Annotated in this window: 14 protein-coding genes; 9 read left to right on the top strand and 5 right to left on the bottom strand. The window is 57.0% G+C overall.

Annotated features, from left to right (window positions below; all coding sequences use genetic code 11):
* Window positions 1-114 precede the first annotated feature (114 nt).
* Both BFP70_RS05830 and ggt read left to right on the top strand, forming a co-directional pair.
* Entirely contained in the window at window positions 115-1,428 is a 1,314-nt protein-coding gene (locus tag BFP70_RS05830) for a short-chain fatty acid transporter (RefSeq protein ID WP_066010434.1), read from the top strand.
* Window positions 1,429-1,572: 144 nt separating this feature from the next.
* Complete coding sequence (gene ggt, locus BFP70_RS05825; RefSeq protein ID WP_255356617.1) at window positions 1,573-3,273, top strand: gamma-glutamyltransferase; 1,701 nt, start codon at window positions 1,573-1,575, stop codon at window positions 3,271-3,273.
* Between the two features lie 117 nt (window positions 3,274-3,390).
* On the opposite strand, the gene BFP70_RS05820 is transcribed toward ggt, so the two are convergent.
* Window positions 3,391-4,716, bottom strand: coding sequence for a DEAD/DEAH box helicase (locus BFP70_RS05820; RefSeq protein WP_066010432.1), 1,326 nt, complete (start codon window positions 4,714-4,716; stop codon window positions 3,391-3,393).
* Window positions 4,717-5,090: 374 nt separating this feature from the next.
* On the opposite strand from BFP70_RS05820, the gene BFP70_RS05815 reads away from it, so the two are divergent.
* From BFP70_RS05815 to BFP70_RS05805, 3 genes are all read left to right on the top strand, one after another.
* Complete coding sequence (locus tag BFP70_RS05815; RefSeq protein WP_066010431.1) at window positions 5,091-5,984, top strand: LysR family transcriptional regulator; 894 nt, start codon at window positions 5,091-5,093, stop codon at window positions 5,982-5,984.
* Between the two features lie 223 nt (window positions 5,985-6,207).
* Entirely contained in the window at window positions 6,208-8,625 is a 2,418-nt protein-coding gene (locus tag BFP70_RS05810; protein ID WP_066010430.1) for a membrane-bound PQQ-dependent dehydrogenase, glucose/quinate/shikimate family, read from the top strand.
* A 72-nt stretch (window positions 8,626-8,697) separates the two neighbouring features.
* The gene (locus tag BFP70_RS05805; protein ID WP_255356616.1) at window positions 8,698-9,987 is read left to right on the top strand and encodes an MFS transporter; all 1,290 of its coding nucleotides are present in this window, start codon (window positions 8,698-8,700) and stop codon (window positions 9,985-9,987) included.
* A 3-nt stretch (window positions 9,988-9,990) separates the two neighbouring features.
* On the opposite strand, the gene BFP70_RS05800 is transcribed toward BFP70_RS05805, so the two are convergent.
* The 4 genes from BFP70_RS05800 to BFP70_RS05785 form a co-directional block, all read right to left on the bottom strand.
* Window positions 9,991-11,040 (bottom strand): 4-oxalomesaconate tautomerase, encoded by a 1,050-nt coding sequence (locus BFP70_RS05800; RefSeq protein ID WP_066010428.1) that lies wholly within the window; start codon window positions 11,038-11,040, stop codon window positions 9,991-9,993.
* Window positions 11,041-11,170: 130 nt separating this feature from the next.
* Window positions 11,171-11,842 (bottom strand): 4-carboxy-4-hydroxy-2-oxoadipate aldolase/oxaloacetate decarboxylase, encoded by a 672-nt coding sequence (locus tag BFP70_RS05795; RefSeq protein WP_066010427.1) that lies wholly within the window; start codon window positions 11,840-11,842, stop codon window positions 11,171-11,173.
* Window positions 11,843-11,857: 15 nt separating this feature from the next.
* Window positions 11,858-12,841 carry a VOC family protein gene (locus BFP70_RS05790; protein WP_066010426.1) on the bottom strand — a complete coding sequence of 328 codons (984 nt, stop codon included), beginning with the start codon at window positions 12,839-12,841 and terminating at the stop codon, window positions 11,858-11,860.
* Between the two features lie 97 nt (window positions 12,842-12,938).
* Window positions 12,939-13,670 carry a PIG-L deacetylase family protein gene (locus tag BFP70_RS05785; protein ID WP_066010425.1) on the bottom strand — a complete coding sequence of 244 codons (732 nt, stop codon included), beginning with the start codon at window positions 13,668-13,670 and terminating at the stop codon, window positions 12,939-12,941.
* 168 nt (window positions 13,671-13,838) lie between these two features.
* Between BFP70_RS05785 and BFP70_RS05780 the strand changes: the two genes are divergently transcribed.
* The 4 genes from BFP70_RS05780 (at window position 13,839) to BFP70_RS05765 (ending at window position 17,920) form a co-directional block, all read left to right on the top strand.
* Complete coding sequence (locus BFP70_RS05780) at window positions 13,839-15,053, top strand: LysR family transcriptional regulator (protein ID WP_066010424.1); 1,215 nt, start codon at window positions 13,839-13,841, stop codon at window positions 15,051-15,053.
* A gap of 79 nt (window positions 15,054-15,132) precedes the next feature.
* Window positions 15,133-16,110, top strand: a complete 978-nt coding sequence (locus BFP70_RS05775; protein WP_066010423.1) for a TRAP transporter substrate-binding protein — start codon at window positions 15,133-15,135, stop codon at window positions 16,108-16,110.
* On the top strand, window positions 16,107-16,619 hold the full coding sequence (locus BFP70_RS05770; protein WP_066010422.1) for a TRAP transporter small permease: 513 nt from the start codon (window positions 16,107-16,109) through the stop codon (window positions 16,617-16,619). The genes BFP70_RS05775 and BFP70_RS05770 overlap by 4 nt, the downstream gene beginning before the upstream one ends.
* Window positions 16,616-17,920, top strand: a complete 1,305-nt coding sequence (locus BFP70_RS05765; RefSeq protein ID WP_066010421.1) for a TRAP transporter large permease — start codon at window positions 16,616-16,618, stop codon at window positions 17,918-17,920. The genes BFP70_RS05770 and BFP70_RS05765 overlap by 4 nt, the downstream gene beginning before the upstream one ends.
* The last annotated feature ends 179 nt before the right edge of the window (window positions 17,921-18,099 follow it).

Below are 18,099 nucleotides of genomic sequence, written 5' to 3'. Positions count from 1 at the left end.
ATGTCGCCCGGAGATAGGATTTCACACCAGGGCAGAGGAGGTGCTGCGCTATATTTACTGTTACGCAGGTGAATGGTAAGCGAGGTTACGTTTTGGCTATCGGAGGGGAGCATAATGGAAGCGATTACCAATTTTTCGGTGCGAATTGTCCAGAGATATTTACCAAGTGCCTTTGTGCTAGCGCTGATCTTGACCGCGATAGTCTTCGTGCTGGGGATTGTGATCGGCGGGCAAGGGCCGATGCAAATGGCAGGCTATTGGGGCGATGGCTTTGCAAACCTGTTCAAATTCGGGATGCAGATGACGCTTGTTTTGCTGACCGGATATGTACTGGCGATGACGCCACCTGTGCAGGCAATGCTGTCGGGGTTGACCCGTATGGCCCATGGCCCGCGACAGGCGATTGTGTTGACCATCGTGACCAGCTTTGTGTGCTATTATCTGAATTGGGGCTTTGGTATGGTCGCCGGCGCCATTCTTGCGCGAGAGATGGGGCGCCGGGTTGCGGTACATTTCCCGCTGCTGGTTGCGGCGGCCTATGGTGGTGAACTGGTGCGCGGCCCGTCCTCCTCTATCCCGCTGGTGATTGCGACACCGGGCAATTTCATGGAGGACTCCATTGGCATCGTACCTGTCAGTGAAACATTGTATTCGTGGTGGAATATCAGCCTGACGCTGGCGCTGCTGGCGCTGCTGGTTGGGTTTTTCATGATGCAAAAACAACCCGCACAGATCCATCAACTGCGCGCCGATGACGAGGATGCGCCCGTAGCGCCTCTTGATCGGGTTCGCATGACACCATCAGATAAGATTGAACACAGCCGCATTCCCACGCTTTTCCTGGGGCTGCTGTCGCTGGCCTATCTGGTAGGACAGATGGTTGAGGGCAGCTTTGCTGTAACGCTGAACACCGTGATTTTGATCTTCCTGACGCTGGGCCTGTTGCTGCATTCCAATCCGGCCAAATATTTGGCAGCGGCAGAAAAAGCGGTCAGCGCCGCGCGTGGCATCATCGTGCAGTTTCCGCTTTATGCCGGGATTGCAGGGATGATGACGGCATCGGGGCTTGTGACGCATTTCTCCGAAGGGATCATTGCGATTGCAACGCCCGATACATTCCCGCTGTTGACCTTCCTGTCTGCCGGGATCGTGAATTTCTTTATCCCTTCGGGCGGTGGGCAATGGGCGATCCAAGGGCCGATCATGATGCAGGCGGCGCATGCACTGGGGGCAGATCCTGCGCGCACGATCATGGCCTTTGCCTGGGGCGACGGTTGGACCAATCAGATTCAGCCGTTCTGGGCCTTGCCTTTGTTGGGTGTGGCGGGCCTGTCCGCGCGTGACATCATGGGATATCTGGTGATTTGGTTGATGATCTCTGGCGTGGCGATCGCCGGCACATTCGTGCTATTGGCGGCGTTTAGCTAGGCGCGCCGAGGCGGGCAGATAGAAGAAATTCATCGGCAGATGCATCTTTTTCTATTTGCCGCATAGCGAAGTGTTTGAAACACCTAGTCGGGCATCGGATGCGGGTTTGCTGCGTCCGGTGCCTGTCACAAGGAATCCATGCCAATGCCCGCCATTCATTTGACCACCACGAAGACACCGGCCCAATCGTCCTGCGGCATGGTGACGGCCAATCATCCGCTGGGTGCGGCTGCGGGGGCCGAAATGCTGGCGGCGGGGGGCAATGCAGTGGATGCGGCCGTCGCGACCTTATTGGCCTTGACGGTTGTTGAACCGATGATGGTGGGGATTTTCGGTGGTGGTCTGGCGCATCTGCGGCTGCCCGATGGCCGTCATGAGGTAATCGATGGGCTGTCCAGTGCCGGGGGCGGCAGCCACGATCAAATGTATCAGCCGATCTCGGACGCGCCGGCGCAATATATGCAAGCCCGGGATCGGCAGAATGATTTGGGCCGTTCTGCGGTGGCCGTCCCGGGCAGTTTGCAGGCCTGGTCCCTGATGCATGTGCGCCATGGTGTCTTGCCCTTCGCCGATCTTGTTCAGCCTGCCATCCGCTATGCGCGACGTGGCTTTGCTGTCACGCCCTATTTGGCGGGCGCGGTGCAAGAGGCCCAGAACGATCTGCGGCGCGACCCCGAAATCAGTAAGCTCTTTTTGCCCGATGACGCACCAATCCAGGTCGGGGCGCGGTTGGTGCAGGCCGATTATGCCACCACGTTGGAACGTATCGCCGCCGAAGGCCCCGAAGCCCTGACCCATGGCACCTTGGGCGATGAGGTAATCACCGCCTTGGCGCAGGGGCCAGTGTCCGCCGCCCGGCTAAGCAAAGACGATTTGGCCCAATATACGCCGCAGATATTACAGCCAATCCACGGAACATATCGTGGCTTTGATATTTACGGCCCGCCGCCGCCCGCCTCTTCTGGTGTGCATGTGACCCAGATGCTGAATATGGTGGAGCCGTTCGACCTGTCTACGATGGGATTTGACAGCGCGAAGCGCGCGGATCTGCTGGCGCGCGTGATCCGTCAGGCCTTTGTCGACCGCAATCGCCACAGCGGTGATCCCAATTTCGTTGATATCCCTGTCGGGCGGCTGACCAGCAAAGACTATGCGGCGCAATGTGTGGCGCATATGGTGCAAGACGGGCTGGCCGCGCATCCCTTTAGTGCGGCGAAAGAGAGTGCGGATACCACGCATATCACCATCGCAGATGCTGATGGGCTGATCGTCACGGCCACATTTACCATCAACGCGCTGTTTGGGGCGCGGTTCATGGTGCCGGGCACCGGGATCATCCCAAACAATTACATGAGCAATTTCGATCCGCATCCCGGTCGGGCACTGTCTGTTGCGGCTGGGAAGCGTGTTCCAACATCCATGGCGCCGATGATAGTGGCGCGCGATGGCCATCCGGTTCTGGCCTTGGGGCAACCGGGGGGTTTGCGGATTTTCCCGTCCGTTTTTCAGACATTGGTCAATTACATTGATCATAAAATGCCGCTGCAGCGCGCGATTGAGGCCCCAAGGCTATGGACCCAAGGACAAGAGCTGGAGCTGGAGCCCGGCTATGGCCCCTTGACAGATGCGTTGGTCGATATGGGTCATGAGGTCAAAGCAGTGCCTCATATCGGTGGCGGGCTTAATGCGATTGAATTTCACTCAGATGGCACAATGACGGGCGCGGCGTGTTGGCGCGCTGATGGCACGGTGTTTGGCATGGGCGGCGGCTTGGCCGAAGCCGGCGTGCGTTTTTGGCCCGACCGCGCGCCGGATACAAATACCGCGGATGCATCGGACACCTAATCAAAAATCGTATGTTTTAATTGTCAAAGGCCCGCCTGTCGTGACAGGCGGGCCTTTGATGTTACTGTGGGACAAACCCCGGTAAGAGGAACGCCCCTTGCCGAAGCCTGCGCGCGTTTAGGCCGCGCGGCGCGGGGCTTTGCGGCGGTTGCCGCCATTACCACCATTGCCACCGGGCTTGCCGCCGCCACCAAACTTCTGGCCGCCCGGCTTGCCGCCACCGGGTTTGCCACCGCCGCCAAAGCGGGCGCCGGAGTTAGCTGCACCGCCACGACGCTGACCACCCGATTTCGGTTTCACGGGCACATAGCCATCCGCCGGAGGTTGACCGCCTTCAACGCGAATTTTTTGGCCGATCAACTTTTCGATGCCGCGCAAATCGCCCATTTCATCGCGACCGCAGAAGCTGACGGCACGACCCGATTTCCCGGCGCGTGCCGTCCGGCCAATCCGGTGCACATAGTTATCGGCCACATTAGGCAGATCATAGTTATAGACGTGACGCACATCGGGAATGTCGATGCCGCGTGCTGCCACATCCGTGGCAACCAGAATGCGCAGTTCGCCGCTGCGGAAACTGTCTAGGGCGCGGTTGCGCTGGCCCTGGCTTTTATTGCCGTGAATCGCGCCAACCGAAAAGCCGACCTGTTCCAACTTTTTGGTCAATTTGTCTGCGCCATGTTTGGTGCGGGTAAAGACCAGTGCCAATTCATCACGGTGCTTGTCCAGCATTTCTGTCAAAGCATGCGGGCGCGCGGCAGGTTCTGCGAAAATCACAGATTGTTCAACACGGTCAGCGGTTTTGCCGGGAGGAGAGACTTCGATCCGGACCGGGTCTTGCAGGAAGGATCCCGCAATTTCGGACATAAGTTTCGGCATCGTAGCCGAGAACAGCAGCGTCTGGCGCTTTTCTGGCAGCAGTTTCGCGATACGGCGCAGCGCATGGATAAAGCCCAGATCCAGCATCTGATCGGCCTCGTCCAAGACGAAATAGCGTGTGGCGTCCAGTTTCAGCGCTTTGTTTTGCACCAGATCAATCAAACGGCCCGGTGTCGCTACCAGAATATGCGTGCCGCGTGCCAGACGCTGTGTTTGACCATTGATGGACGCGCCGCCAACGACCAAACCTGTGCGCAGATGCGCGCCTTTCAGCAAGGCTGTCAGGTTGTCGTAGATTTGACGGGCGAGTTCGCGTGTTGGTGCCAGGATCAGCGCCTGCGCCTGTTTTGGCTCGCATCGTTCTTGGGCGGCCAAAAGCGCATTTGCAATCGGCAGGCCAAAGGCCAGCGTTTTGCCGGTACCGGTCTGTGCCAGACCCATCACATCACGGCCTTGCAGGGCCTCTGGGATGGCTTTTGCCTGAATGGGGCTGGGTGCGGTGATTTCTTGCTCAGCCAAACGCGTGAGCAATTGGGGGCGAAGCCCCAGTGATTCAAAAGTCATTCGGAATGATCCTTTCGGGCCAAGCATCTATGGCTGACCCATATGGTCCGCGCCCGAACGGGGGCGGAGAAAACGTCGGGTTGCGACTGATCTACCGGGCCGAATGCCCGCCAGATCGTAATCGCAAAACCCCTTCGCGAGACAGGATCACTGTCATGTGGGCTTGTCTCTCAGATATCAGAGGCATGCTCTGACACTGGCAAGGTGCCGACGACTACAGGGGCCAGATGCGCTGTATCGGATCAAAAGTCAAGGGGTGATTGCTGCAACTGCACGATTGTGTGGAATAGCCTGCCCGCGTGGGCCAGCGGTGGACCGGGTAGGTGGATGGGTTATATATACCCTTAGGCAGAGCCACGTTAGGGTGTCGCAAGATGGACCGCATTCCAAGAACAACGTTAGAGCAATGGGCTGTTTTAAAATGCGTTGTCGATAGCGGCAGTTTCGCAGATGCTGCACATATGCTGTCGCGCAGTCAGTCTTCGGTCAGCTATGCGATTTCGCGTTTGCAAGACAGTTTGGGCGTGACGATCATGGAAATGCAGGGGCGACGTGCCGTGTTGACCGATACCGGGCGCGGATTGCTAAGCGAGGTTGTCCCGTTGATCGGTGATTTGATCAGCGTGGAAACCCGTGCTGCCGAGCTGTCACGTGTGGCGGCGCCGCAGTTGCGGATCTATGTCGACAGTATGTTTCCGCGCAGTTGGCTATTGTCTGCTCTGGATCGGTTGATTGCCACCTATCCTAATGCGCAGGTCGATATTCATGAAACAGAGCGATCGGGGCCGCCAGAACCGGGCAGCTATGATCTGGCGATTTGCCTGCCTGATCCGCGTAGGATGGAGGGGCGGCGAATCTGCGATGTGGATATGGTGCCTGTGGCCCGCGCCGATCATCCTTTGGTTGAGCGCGCCGATCCATTGCGGCAATCAGAGCTTGTGCGCCATTTGCGGGTGATTGTGCGCGAGCAAGGTCCGGCAATCGGTGAGGTGCCGCTATCGCGCGGTCGTGTTTGGTTTGTGTCAACGGTTGAAAGTGCGATTGCAGCCGTGCGCGAGGGGCCGTGCTATGGCTGGTTGCCGCGAGTGTTGATTGCCGATGATCTTGAAAAAGGCACGTTGAAACAACTGAATACTGAAACCGATAGGCTGCGCTGCGTATCCTTGGATATTATGTTTGGCGACATCGATCACGCCAGTAGCCCTGTGCGGTATTTCGCGGAATGCCTGCTGGCGCAGCGCCAGTCATCAACGGATGCGCCAAATTAATCGAATTTTTCGACGATTTTCATCGAAAAAGGCGACTGGATTAGATCGGTCTGATTGGGCAACAGAACAAACAGTTGAAGATTTTTGAAATTTGGCCCCAGGGCAAGTCAGCAAATCGTCGCAGCTTTGGTCGGATCAGTTATATTTTATAGCGGTATCTGGCCGTGCCGACGATCGCCAAACTGGCATTTGGGGTCCGGTTTTTCTCTCAAGGAAGAGTGACATGACAGAAACGAAACCTTCCATCGCACCGGCGGCCAAGGCGCTGTTGGTCGTGTTGGGCGTGCTGTTCGCGCTTGCGGGGCTTGGCCTTGCGGTGGGCGGCGTGATGCTGATCGCGCGTGGCGGCAGCTGGTATTATCTGCTGATGGGGCTGGCTGTGCTGGCCACGGGCATTGAGCTTGTGCGCGGTGGCACCAAAGCCGCTGCGATTTACACGGTGGCATTTGCTGCGACCGTGGTTTGGGCGTTCTGGGAAGCGGGCCTGGACTTTTGGCCGCTGCATGCGCGGATCTTTACGTTCCTATGCGCCTTCTTCGTGCTGATGCTCATGCAGCCTTTGGTGCTGCGTCGCGCGGGACGCCCATGCATGGTACGTGCAAACCTTGGTGTCGCCGCTGTCGCATTGATCGCGATTGTGGGCATGGTTTGGGGCATGTTCCAGCCGCACGGCATTCACAATTCGGTTGCGGCTACAGGCCAGACGCCGGTGACGCCGGAAACCCAGCAGGTGAACTGGTCCAACTATGGGTCGGATGGCAACGAAGATCGTTTTGCCGCGCTTGATCAAATCAACCGTGACAACGTGCAAGAATTGGACGTTGCATGGACCTTCCGCACCGGAGAAATCCCCGACAGCCCCGGTGGTGGCGGTTTGGAAGATCAGAATACGCCGCTGCAAATCGGTGATTCTGTCTATTTGTGCACCGCGTCGAACACTGTCATTTCGGTGAATGCCGATAGCGGTGAAGAGAACTGGCGCCATGAATTCCCAACCGAGAACCGCACCTGGGTGCGTTGCCGCGGCTTGGCCTATTTCGATGCGGCCGCTCCGGTGCCACAGCCCACAGCGCCAAACTCAACGCCTGTGACACAAGTTGCGGTGGATCCGGGTGCCGCGTGCCAGCGCCGTATCATCATGAACACCATTGATGCCGTTCTGGTCGAGCTGGACGCGCAGACGGGTGAGCTGTGCCAGGATTTCGGAAATGGCGGTCTTGTGGATCTGAAAGATGGTTTGGGCGATGCAGAAAAACCGCTGTATTCCTTGACCTCGGCGCCGCTTCTGGCAGGAACGACAATCGTTGTGGGTGGCCGTGTGGCCGATAACGTGGCGCTGGATATGCCCGGCGGCGTTATGCGTGGCTTTGATGTCGTGACAGGTGAAATGCGTTGGGCGTTCGATCCGGGCAACCCCGATGATCGTGATGCGCCCACCGATGGTAAAACCTATGTGCGTTCAACACCGAACGTCTGGGCGCCTATGACCTATGACGCCGCATCCAATACCGTGTTCTTGCCGGTTGGCAATGCCGCGATCGATCTGTGGGGCGTCGAGCGCACCGCCGATGATGAAAAATATGGCGCCTCCATCCTTGCGCTGGACGCGACCACGGGCAATGAAAAATGGGTCTATCAGACCGTGCATCATGACCTGTGGGATTTTGATGTGCCGATGCAGCCGACGTTGATTGATTTTAATGGCACGCCGGCGCTGACAGTTGGGACCAAAGCCGGGCAGATCTATGTTTTGGATCGTGCCACTGGCCAGCCGTTGACCGAAGTGACCACGAAAAAGGTCAAAGGCGGCGGTATCCCGGATGAGCCCTACGCATTGGAGCAGCCGCTTTCGACCGGCATGCCGCAGATCGGTGCGCAGACTTTGACCGAGGCCGACATGTGGGGCGCCACCCCGTTTGACCAGCTGATGTGCCGTGTGATCTTTAAAGGCTATCGCTATGACGGCCTGTATACCGCGCCGGGCACCGATTATTCCTTGTCCTTCCCTGGTTCTTTGGGCGGTATGAACTGGGGCGGGATGTCCTATGATCCAACGGCAAAAACACTGTATGTCAATGACATGCGTTTGGGTCTGTGGGTGCATATGGAACCGCAAGAGCGTGATGCAAAAGAGTCGAATGGCTCTGAAGCCGTGAACACGCTGATGGGTGCTGTGCCGTTGAAGGGCACCCCCTATTCGGTCATCAAGAACAGATTCTTGTCGCCGTTGGGCATCCCATGCCAGGAACCTCCTTTCGGTTCGTTGACCTCGATCAACATGGAAACGCAGAAGGTGAACTGGGAAGTGCCGCTGGGCACCGTGCAAGACACCGTTCTGTTTGGTATGAAAATGGGGCTGCCTTTGCCCGTTGGCATGCCTACCATCGGCGGTTCGTTGACCACCCAAGGTGGGCTGGTGTTCTTTGCCGCGACGCAGGACTATTATCTGCGGGCGTTTGACAGCGCGACCGGCAAAGAAGTCTGGAAAGCCCGGATGCCGGTTGGCTCTCAAGGCACGCCGATTTCCTATGTCTCGCCAGAGACCGGTAAGCAATATGTCGTGATCTCTGCCGGTGGGGCACGTCAATCGCCTGACCGTGGGGATTATGTGATCGCCTATGCTTTGCCTGACAATCTGTAATCTTTCGACAGGTTGAAACAATTAGACGCGCGCCTGTTACGGCGCGCGTCTTTTTATATCGAGGTGCGGCTCATGCCCCACTATACATCGCGGTCCGATAGCGGCATCATTCACGGCTTCTTGGGACAGGGGCGGATCATGTCATCACATTCACATTCCTACGCGCCGGGGCGATGGCGCATGCTGACGCTGATGTGTATCGGGGTCGTGGGGGTGATGACCACATGGTTTTCCGCCACCGCCATTGTCCCAGAGCTGATCATCGATTGGCGGCTGACAACGGCGCAGGCCACATGGTTGACCAATGCCGTGCAGGCCGGGTTTGTGACCGGAGCTATCGCTGCCAGCCTGGTCAGCCTGCCCGATATCATGCCGATGCAGCGGCTGATGACAGGCGCTGCGCTTGTGGCGGCACTGGCAAATGCCATGCTGCTGCTAGAACCCAGCGCAGCAGGCGCCATCACGGCGCGGTTTGTAACCGGCGTCGCGCTGGCCGGGGTCTATCCGCCAGCGCTGAAACTGATGGCAACGTGGTTTTCACACGGCCGCGGGCTGGCATTGGGCTTTTTGATTGCCGCACTGACTTTAGGGTCATCAATGCCGCATTTGCTGCGGGCGCTGACAGATGGGATTGCATGGCAGGCGGTGGTGATCGGCACATCTGCGTTGACGCTGATTGCCGCGGGCATCTTTGGCTTCTGCGTCCATGAAGGTCCCTATGGTTTCGGCCGCGCGACATTCAACCCAAGACAATCTTTGCATGTGTTCACGGATAAGGCGCTTTGGCTCGCCAATCTGGGGTATTTTGGACATATGTGGGAGTTATACGCAATGTGGGCGTGGATCTTGGCCTTTGCGACAGCGGCGCAGGCACAAATGGGTTTGCCGTTTGGATCTGCCTCGATGCTTAGTTTCGTCGTTGTAGGCTCTGGCGTTATTGGCTGTATTTTGGGCGGCGTGCTGTCAGACCGAATTGGGCGCTGCTGGACAACAGCGGGGATGATGCTGGTGTCAGGCACATGCGCGCTGACGATCGGGTTCTTATTCGATGGGCCGGCATGGGCGCTTGGCGTGGTTGCGGTGATCTGGGGCATTACCGTGATCGGAGATTCCGCACAGTTTTCCGCCGCCGTGACCGAGTTGGCCGACAGCCATTTCGTTGGCACGGCTGTCACCTTACAAATGGGGATCGGATTCGCCCTGACCGTGGTCGCGATCTGGGCCGTGCCGCTTATGGCGCAGGCCGTTGGCTGGCAGTGGGGCTTCTTAATCCTTGTACCTGGCCCGGTAATCGGCGTGATTGCGATGCTGGCCCTACGCCGTCTACCACAGGCGATAAAAATGGCAGGCGGCGCAGGCTGATGATCAGTCGCGCGCGAACGCTTGGCCTTGAAATAATTTTCGTGCGGTGCGGACGGTGCCCGCACCGGTGACTTGTCCCGAGGGATCGCGCTCTATAACAACTTCCGCCGCGCCAGAGGGATGTTCAATGGCAAAGTGAGTGCCTGCAGGATGCTGTGCCAGATCATAGCCAACGGCACCTTCCAGGCAGCAACCTGTGGCAACGCTGATCGCGGCAAAAACCCCGATAGAGGCATGGGCGCGGTGGGGGATAAAACTTTGTGTGGAAATGACCCCGCCGTGACGCGGCGCGGACAGTAAAGTCATCTTGGGCACAGAGGCATTTGACACATCGCCAAGCCCCATCATCGGCCCAATCTCCAAGCGAATTGCTTCCAGTCGTGTCTTTAAGCCGGAATTTTCTTCAAGCATCATACGGGTTTCCGCACCGTCTAAGCCAAATTCGGCCGCATCTAACAAAACAACAGGCATACCATTGTCAATTGCCGTGACCGTGACTCCTTGGATTACATCCCGCACCCGCCCCGTAGGCAATAATGCTCCGCACATTGATCCGGCAATATCGTCAAATAATAGCCTGATCGGTGCGGCACTGCCGGGCACTCCATCAATGCATGTGTCCCCACGATAGGTGACGGCGCCATCCGGAGTCTGAACCGTCGCACGGGCAATGTCGCCCGTGTTCAACATATGAATGCGGATGGTGGTCTCGCGCGCCTGAGCGTGTATCAAACCCATTTCAATTGCAGCAGGGCCGACGCCTGCCAGAATATTCCCACAGCCTTGCGCATCAGAAATGATAGGCTGGTCAACAAAGATTTGCAAAAACAGATAATCGATATCGGCATCCGGGCGTGATGACGGTGCCAAAATCGCCACTTTGGAACATAGCGGGTCCGCGCCACCAATTCCGTCAATCTGATGTGGATCGGGTGATCCCATGATCTGCAACAATATCTTGTCACGCATGGCAGGGTCCGTAGGTAGATCGCGCGCCACGAAATAGGCGCCTTTCGATGTGCCTGCGCGTAACCAAAGGCAATTCAATCCCATGCCACTCAATGTCAGACCCTCCCTTTCATCTTGCTGAAAATATCCCGGGGGGACCGCGCCTTCAGGGGCATCGAGCCCCTGAAGGCGCGGTCGGGGCAGAGCCCCTCCGGGCCAAGCCCTACCGTTTCGATCAGATGTATTTAAGGCCTTTTGCTTCCAACCGGGGGCGCATCTCATAGATATCCAGACCCAGGTCGCCAGTTTCAAGGCGCTTGCGTTTTGCTTCCTCAGCATCCAGACGCGCACGGGCCTTGGCCAAAACGTCTGTCGCGTCGCCGCATTTAACAACGACAACCCCGTCATCATCGGCGCAAATTACATCTCCTGCGTCAATGATCTGTCCAGCACAGACGATGGGAATATTGACTGAGCCCAGCGTCTCTTTCACCGTTCCTTGTGCCGAGATAGCTTTTGACCAAACAGGGAAACCCATTTGTTTGAGATCGGCAATATCGCGCACACCCGCTTCGATGATCAAACCCCGGCACCCGCGTGCCTGTGCCGATGTCGCCAAAAGGTCACCGAAATACCCGTTGTCGCAAGGCGAGGTCGGTGACAGCACCAAGATATCGCCCGGTTGCAGCTGCTCAATCGCGACATGCACCATCCAATTGTCACCGGGAGCGGCCGAGATCGTGACAGCCGAGCCCGCGATTTTAGCACCAGAGTAAATCGGCCGCATATAGCTTCGCAGGCAGCCTGTGCGGCCCTGTGCCTCGTGTACCGTTGCTGTGCCCGCCGCGCCAAGCGCATCAATCACTTCGGGCGCAGCGCGTTGGATATTTTGGACGACGACAGCCATGCCAAACTCCTTCTCTCATATTTCAGGATTTTGTGGAATTTCGGTGGGTGGCGTTCCATGCGTATGGAAGCTCTCAATCGTTTTTAATCCCCACGCTTGACCCTTCATCCGGTCCGCTTGCGTCCATTTCACCGGTTGCCAATCGGGGGCCAAAATCAAACGTGCACCGGCGTTTGCCAGCTCAATCCGATTCCCTGCGGGTTCCCAGACATACAGGAAAAACGTGCCCTGAATTGCGTGCTTATGTGGCCCAGTTTCAATATGAACACCGTTTTGCAAGAAGATGTCGGCGGCGCGTAAAATATCTTCGCGCTGATCGGTCGCGTAGGTCACATGGTGCAGCCGCGCCGTCGCATTGCTATGTTCTTCGGTGCAGGCCAGGTCGTAGGTTTTATTATTGATGGTGAACCAGCAGCCGCCAATCCGCCCGTTATCAAGTTCGATATATTCCGTCACGCGCGCGCCAAGGCAGGTTTCCATGAACCGACGGAATTCGCGCACATCGGCGGCCAGAAGGTTCAAATGATCAATTCTGCGCGGCGCGGCACCCGTGAAAGATGAAGCGGTGTTTTTCAGGGCGGCTTTCTCGGTACCGTCTTGTGTCTCATACCAGTTGGTATCGTAATAGATCTCAAACACATGCCCGAACGGGTCTTCGAATTGAAAGGATCGGCCGTGGCTTAGATCCCCGTCGGTCCAACCGATCACCTTGAAATCCGATCCTTCGATTGCGGCCACGCGGCGCGCCAGGGCCTCGGGCGACTGTGCGCGGTAGCCAATATGCGCGACACCTGTCGTGTCAGATTTTGTCAGCTTTAGCGTGCAAAATTCGTAATCGTCCCAGGCCCGCAGATAGGCGCTGTTATTGTCCAATGCCGACAGTTTCAGCCCATAGACCTGCGTGAAAAACTGCAAGCTTTGATCAAATTTATTCGTCAAAATTTCGACATGGCCAAGATGCGCAATGTCAAAGCTGTGGTTGGTTGGGGCGTGGCTCATATGTGTTTTCCTCCGATGATCCAGATGTTGGATCGGTGGCGATTGCGGCGTCGGCTTTGCGCCGACATCGCGCGCCCGTGTAGGCAAAATATCGATGTTATAATTCGTCGACGGTTCGCGGGAAAATCGATTGAAATCCTTCGGCATATTGACAGTCACGGCCGCCAGATTGCCCGCCAGAATTACGCTTGAAATGGTTGGCGCGTTGCTGCGCGACCCGGGTGTAATACTCCCACAGATGGATTTGCCCTTCATTGCATTCCATCGCGTTGCGTTTTTTGTCCCAGACCGATGTAATGTCGAGGAAATGATCGGGCTTCCAGCCCATCTGCTCGGTCTGGTGCGGTTCAAACAGATACAGCTGCGGTGCGCCCAGCACTTTTTCGCCCGGGTTATGGCCCCAGGCTTGCGCGATCATCCGGCATTCCAGCGCGATCTGCGACATATACATATGATCAGTGTTGTAAGGGTCATATTGGCTGTGGCTTAGCATGAAGCTGGGTTGCACTTTGCGGATCAGGTCGACAAGCTTATACTTATCGTCTTTCTCCATATGCAGCGGGTAATCGCCCAGATCAAAACACTCCAGATGGGCCACACCCAGGGCGGCGGCGGCATTTTCGGCTTCGGTGCGGCGAATGGCCTTCACCTCATGCAATGTCTTACCCTCTTTCCACAGGCGCGCACTTTCGCCGCGTTCGCCAAAGGACAGGCAGGCCACGGTGACATCATAGCCTTTTTCAGCATGTAGCGCGATTGCGCCGCCGCAGCGCCAGACGAAATCCGCAGCATGTGCGCTGATCACCAGTGCCGTTTTCTTGTCGCCCATTGGATCCTCCCCGTGGTCGTGAATTTATTGCGCAGACCTAAGCGGGTTTTGACGGGGGGAGGCAATTTAGAAACCCCGCAGATGGCATAATTATGTGCTATAGTGTATTTATATGCGGGCGTTATTCGGTAAGGATAAAAAGGAAGATGATGCCGCCGGAGGCTATAAATGATTGGAGATAACCTGCGTCACCTACGCGTGTTTCGCGCAGTATGCGACGGGGGCTCAGCGACGCGGGCTGCTGAAAGTTGCCTTGTGTCACAGCCCGCCGTTACGCAGGCGCTTGGAAAATTAGAGGCTGAGGCGGGCATGGCGCTGTTTTTTCGCCGTCCGCAGGGATTTTTTCCAACACAGGCCGGAGAGGCTCTGCGCGCGCGGGCAGAGCGGGCCCTGGCGGTGTTGGACGCCGCTTTGGAAGATGTCGCGCCGCGGTTGGTTTTAACGGCGACCCGCCCGCAGCTTATGGCACTGATCGCCAGCGTCGAGGCGCAGAACTTCTCACTTGCTGCGCGGCGATTGGGGGTGGCCCAGCCCACAGTTCACCGGGCAGTGACTCAGCTAGAACGAGAAGCCGGGCGCGCGCTTTTTCAACGCTCCAGTACGGGGATATTGCCTACGCGCAGCTGCAATAATTTGGCACGCGCCGCCCGGTTAAGCTTTGCAGAAATGTCGCAGGCGCGGGCGGAATTGGGTGATTTGGCGGGGCGCGAAGTGGGGCAGATCGTCATTGGGGCGATGCCGCTTGGCCGGTCGCATCCTTTGCCGCATGCCCTTGTTTCCTTTAGAAAATCACGACCAAACCTTCCGGTTAGGATTGTTGAAGGCACCTATGACGAACTGTTGGGGCAGTTGCGGCGCGGTGATCTGGATTTTTTGATCGGGGCATTGCGCGACCCTGTGCCAATTGAGGATGTGGTGCAAGAATGGGTCTTTGATGACACGCTTGTTTTGCTTTGCGGTGGGTCTCATCCGTGGCGTCACCGTACGGATTTACGCGTGGCGGATCTGGCGGATCAGCATTGGCTTGTGCCGCGGGATGGCACGCCAACGCGCAGCCAGTTCGACGCCATGTTTACAACGCGCGGCCTGCATCCGCCACATTCCATCATTGAAACCGGATCCGTCATTCTTATGCGTGAGGTGCTGGACCAAACTGATCATCTTGCCTGTATCTCATGGCTACAAGCTAAGGCAGAAATTGCCCGTGGGTTGGTGCATGTTGTGCCTTTTGAAGTGCCAAATTCCAGCCGTGCGATTGGATTGACGCTGCGCCGAGATTGGACGCCCACGCCGGCGCAATCACAGCTGCTGAACTTAATCCGAAAATCGGCACAAGAAAATTCAAGCTATAGCATGAATTTATCGAACCTGCCGGCGAACTGATTGGCCCAAGCTGAGCCCTGATGGCAGATTTCCTTCCGAATGACGGCAGAGGACCGTCGTATCGTCATGGGAGGACGACATGTTCGCAAAACTTTCAATAGCAGCACTTGCTTTGGGCGCCACACTGGCCACAGCCGCATCGGCCGAGCAGATCAAATTTGCCAGCTTTATGCCGGCTGGCCATCCTTATGTCGGTTCGACATTCCAGCCGCTGGCAGATCAAATTGCCGAAGGCACCGATGGTGATTTGACCGTCAAACTGTATAATGGCGGTGAGTTGGGCGCCGGCCCGGTTGAACAATACAGCCGGGTTGTCGATGGCGTGACCGAGCTAGCGGTGTCCTTACCCGGCTACACCGCTTCGCAATTCCCGCTGACCCTTCTGGCAGAGCTGCCGGGCGTGTTAGATGAACAATCGGGCAACGCGGTCTTGAACGCCAATCTGGATTTACTGGCGTCGGAATATCGCCGTGCGCATCTTGTGGCGCTTTGGTCTTCGGCCGAAAACATCTTGTTCACCGCGGATAAGCCGGTGCATTCGCCCGGTGATCTGGCGGGTTTGAAGATCCGCGTGCCGTCGCGCAACACCGGCCTGTTGGTTGAGGCTTGGGGAGGGTCGGCTGTGTCGATGCCGGTGTCGGAGATTTACAACGCGATGCAGACAGGTGTGATTGATGGTGCGATGATCGACGGCACCGGGATCAATGCATTCAAATTGGGTGAGGTTGCCAACTATGTGACCATCGGCATGAATACGACGATCTCGCCGTTCTTCATTTTGATGAACCGCGACACTTATGGCGATCTATCAGATGCAGATAAGGCCGCGGTGGATGCGGCTGGCGCACAGGCTGCGGTCAATGGCCATGCGATGCAGCTTGATGTCGCGGCCAAAGGCATTGCGGGGTTTAAGGCGACCGAAGGTAAAACGGTTATTCAGCTGACCGACGACGAAGCGGCTGCCTTTGACGCACTTTCGGCAGATGTGGTGGACACCGTCGTCAAAGATACCGGCGGCGACGCGGCTAAAATCGTAGCGGCGCTACAATCCAAATGAGCACGCGGTCCCAAACCCTATCTTCGGCCTGGTTGACGTGGTTCAACCGGGCCAATCTGGCGCTGGCTGCCATCTCTGGCGGGTTCTTGGTGTTGGTGTTGATCCTTGTTTTTGTGGGTGTTCTGGCGCGCTATGTGCTGGGCACGCCGATCCTTGGTGTAAATGAGGTGATCCAGCTAACATCTGTTGGTGTGGTCATGCTGGCACTGCCCTATTGCACGGCGGGTTCTGGCCATGTGGCGGTCGACGTTTTGGACCATGCCATTGGGGTTTGGGGCCGTTTTGTAGGGGATGTGCTGTCGCGCGTCTTGTCCTGCTATGTGCTGTATGTGCTGGTCGACCGGGCGATTTACAAATCGCTTGATGCGCTGGAATTCGGTGACACGACAAATATGCTGGGCCTGCCTCTGTGGCCCTTTTACGCGTTTATCGCGGTGGGCATGGCGCTTTGCGTCGTGATTTTGCTTGTCCAGCTTGGCGTTCTTATTGCGCAAAAGGTCCGAACATGAGTGAAGTTTCCGTTGGAATGATCGGTATCGGCTGCCTTTTCGCGCTGATGGTTTTGCGCACGCCGGTGGCCTTTGCGATGCTGATCGTCGGCTATTTCGGGTATCTGTTCTTGGAGGGCTCTCGTGCGGCCAGTGCGGTGATGCTGACCGAGACCTATTCGGCGGTGTCAAACTATAACTTGATCGTTGTGCCGATGTTCATCCTGTTGGGCAATATCAGTTCCGTGGCGGGGTTTTCGCGCGCACTATATGATGCGGCCTTTGCATGGGTGGGGCGGTTTCGGGGCGGCTTGGCCTCGGCCTCTGTGTTGGGTTGCGCGGTGTTTTCTGCTGTATCAGGATCGTCGGTTGCGACGGCTGTGACCATCGGAAAGGTGGCGCTGCCGCAGATGAAACGCCTGGGCTATGGCGATGCACTGGCCACGGGGTCGATTGCTGCCGGGGGGACGCTGGGCTTTTTGATCCCACCGTCGACCGGATTTGTTCTGTATGCGATCTTGACCGAGGAATCCATTGGACGCCTGTTTATGGCTGGTATCTTGCCCGGCATGTTATTGATGGCGTTGTTCATGGGCACAATTGCCCTGATTGCAACGATTGATCCCAAAGCGGGGCCGCGCGGCGCGCGTGTGGGCTGGTCGGATAAGCTGACGCTATTGGGAAAATCAGCACCGCTGTTGGGTATCATTGGCGTGTCCATCGGTGGGATCTATGCGGGGATCTTCACCCCCGTAGAGGCCTCCGCGATCGGTGCGGGCCTGGTGACGGTGTTGGCCTTTGTGATGCGTGCCATCGGTTGGAAACAGTTCAAGGTGGCCGTGCTGGAAACACTCAAGACCTCTGCGATGCTGTATATGGTTGTGATCGGTGCCAACGTGCTTAACCCATTTTTGGCGGTGACACATATTCCAGAGACGCTGGGAAATGCTTTGGTCGGGATGGGTTTAGGTGCTTATGGCACATTGGTGCTGATCATCTTGGCTTATGTGGTGCTGGGGATGTTCCTTGACGGATTATCAATGTTGGTTGTGACAATCCCAATTGTGTTTCCGGTGATCTTGCAATTGGGGTTTGATCCGATCTGGTTCGGTGTCGTGGCGGTGATCGTCATTGAAATGGGAATGATTACTCCGCCGGTTGGGCTGAATGTGTTTGTTGTAAAAGGTGTGGCCGAAGATGTGCCGATGTTGACGGTCTTTCGTGGTGTCACGCCATTTTTGCTGGCCATGATTGTCGGTCTGGTGCTGATCATTGCCTTTCCGCAAATCGCATTGTTACTGCCAAACACAATGTTCAACTGACAGAGGATAAGGCCCGGTTGGTCGTAAGCGTTCGCTGGCCCTCACCTTTTGCCCGCTTGTCTGACCTGCGATGCCATGTCCGATGGAGATCGGTGCAGGGGTTTCGCGATGGTGACTACGTTGGAGTTTCTCCGGGATTACGGGGTGGAGATAAGGACCAACGGACAGCGACGCTGGCC

The sequence above is a fragment of the Thioclava sp. SK-1 genome (genome assembly GCF_001705665.1).
Lineage (GTDB): Bacteria > Pseudomonadota > Alphaproteobacteria > Rhodobacterales > Rhodobacteraceae > Thioclava.
The sequence above is the reverse complement of the archived record's forward strand: the minus strand, read 5'-3'. Positions and strand labels throughout refer to the sequence as shown.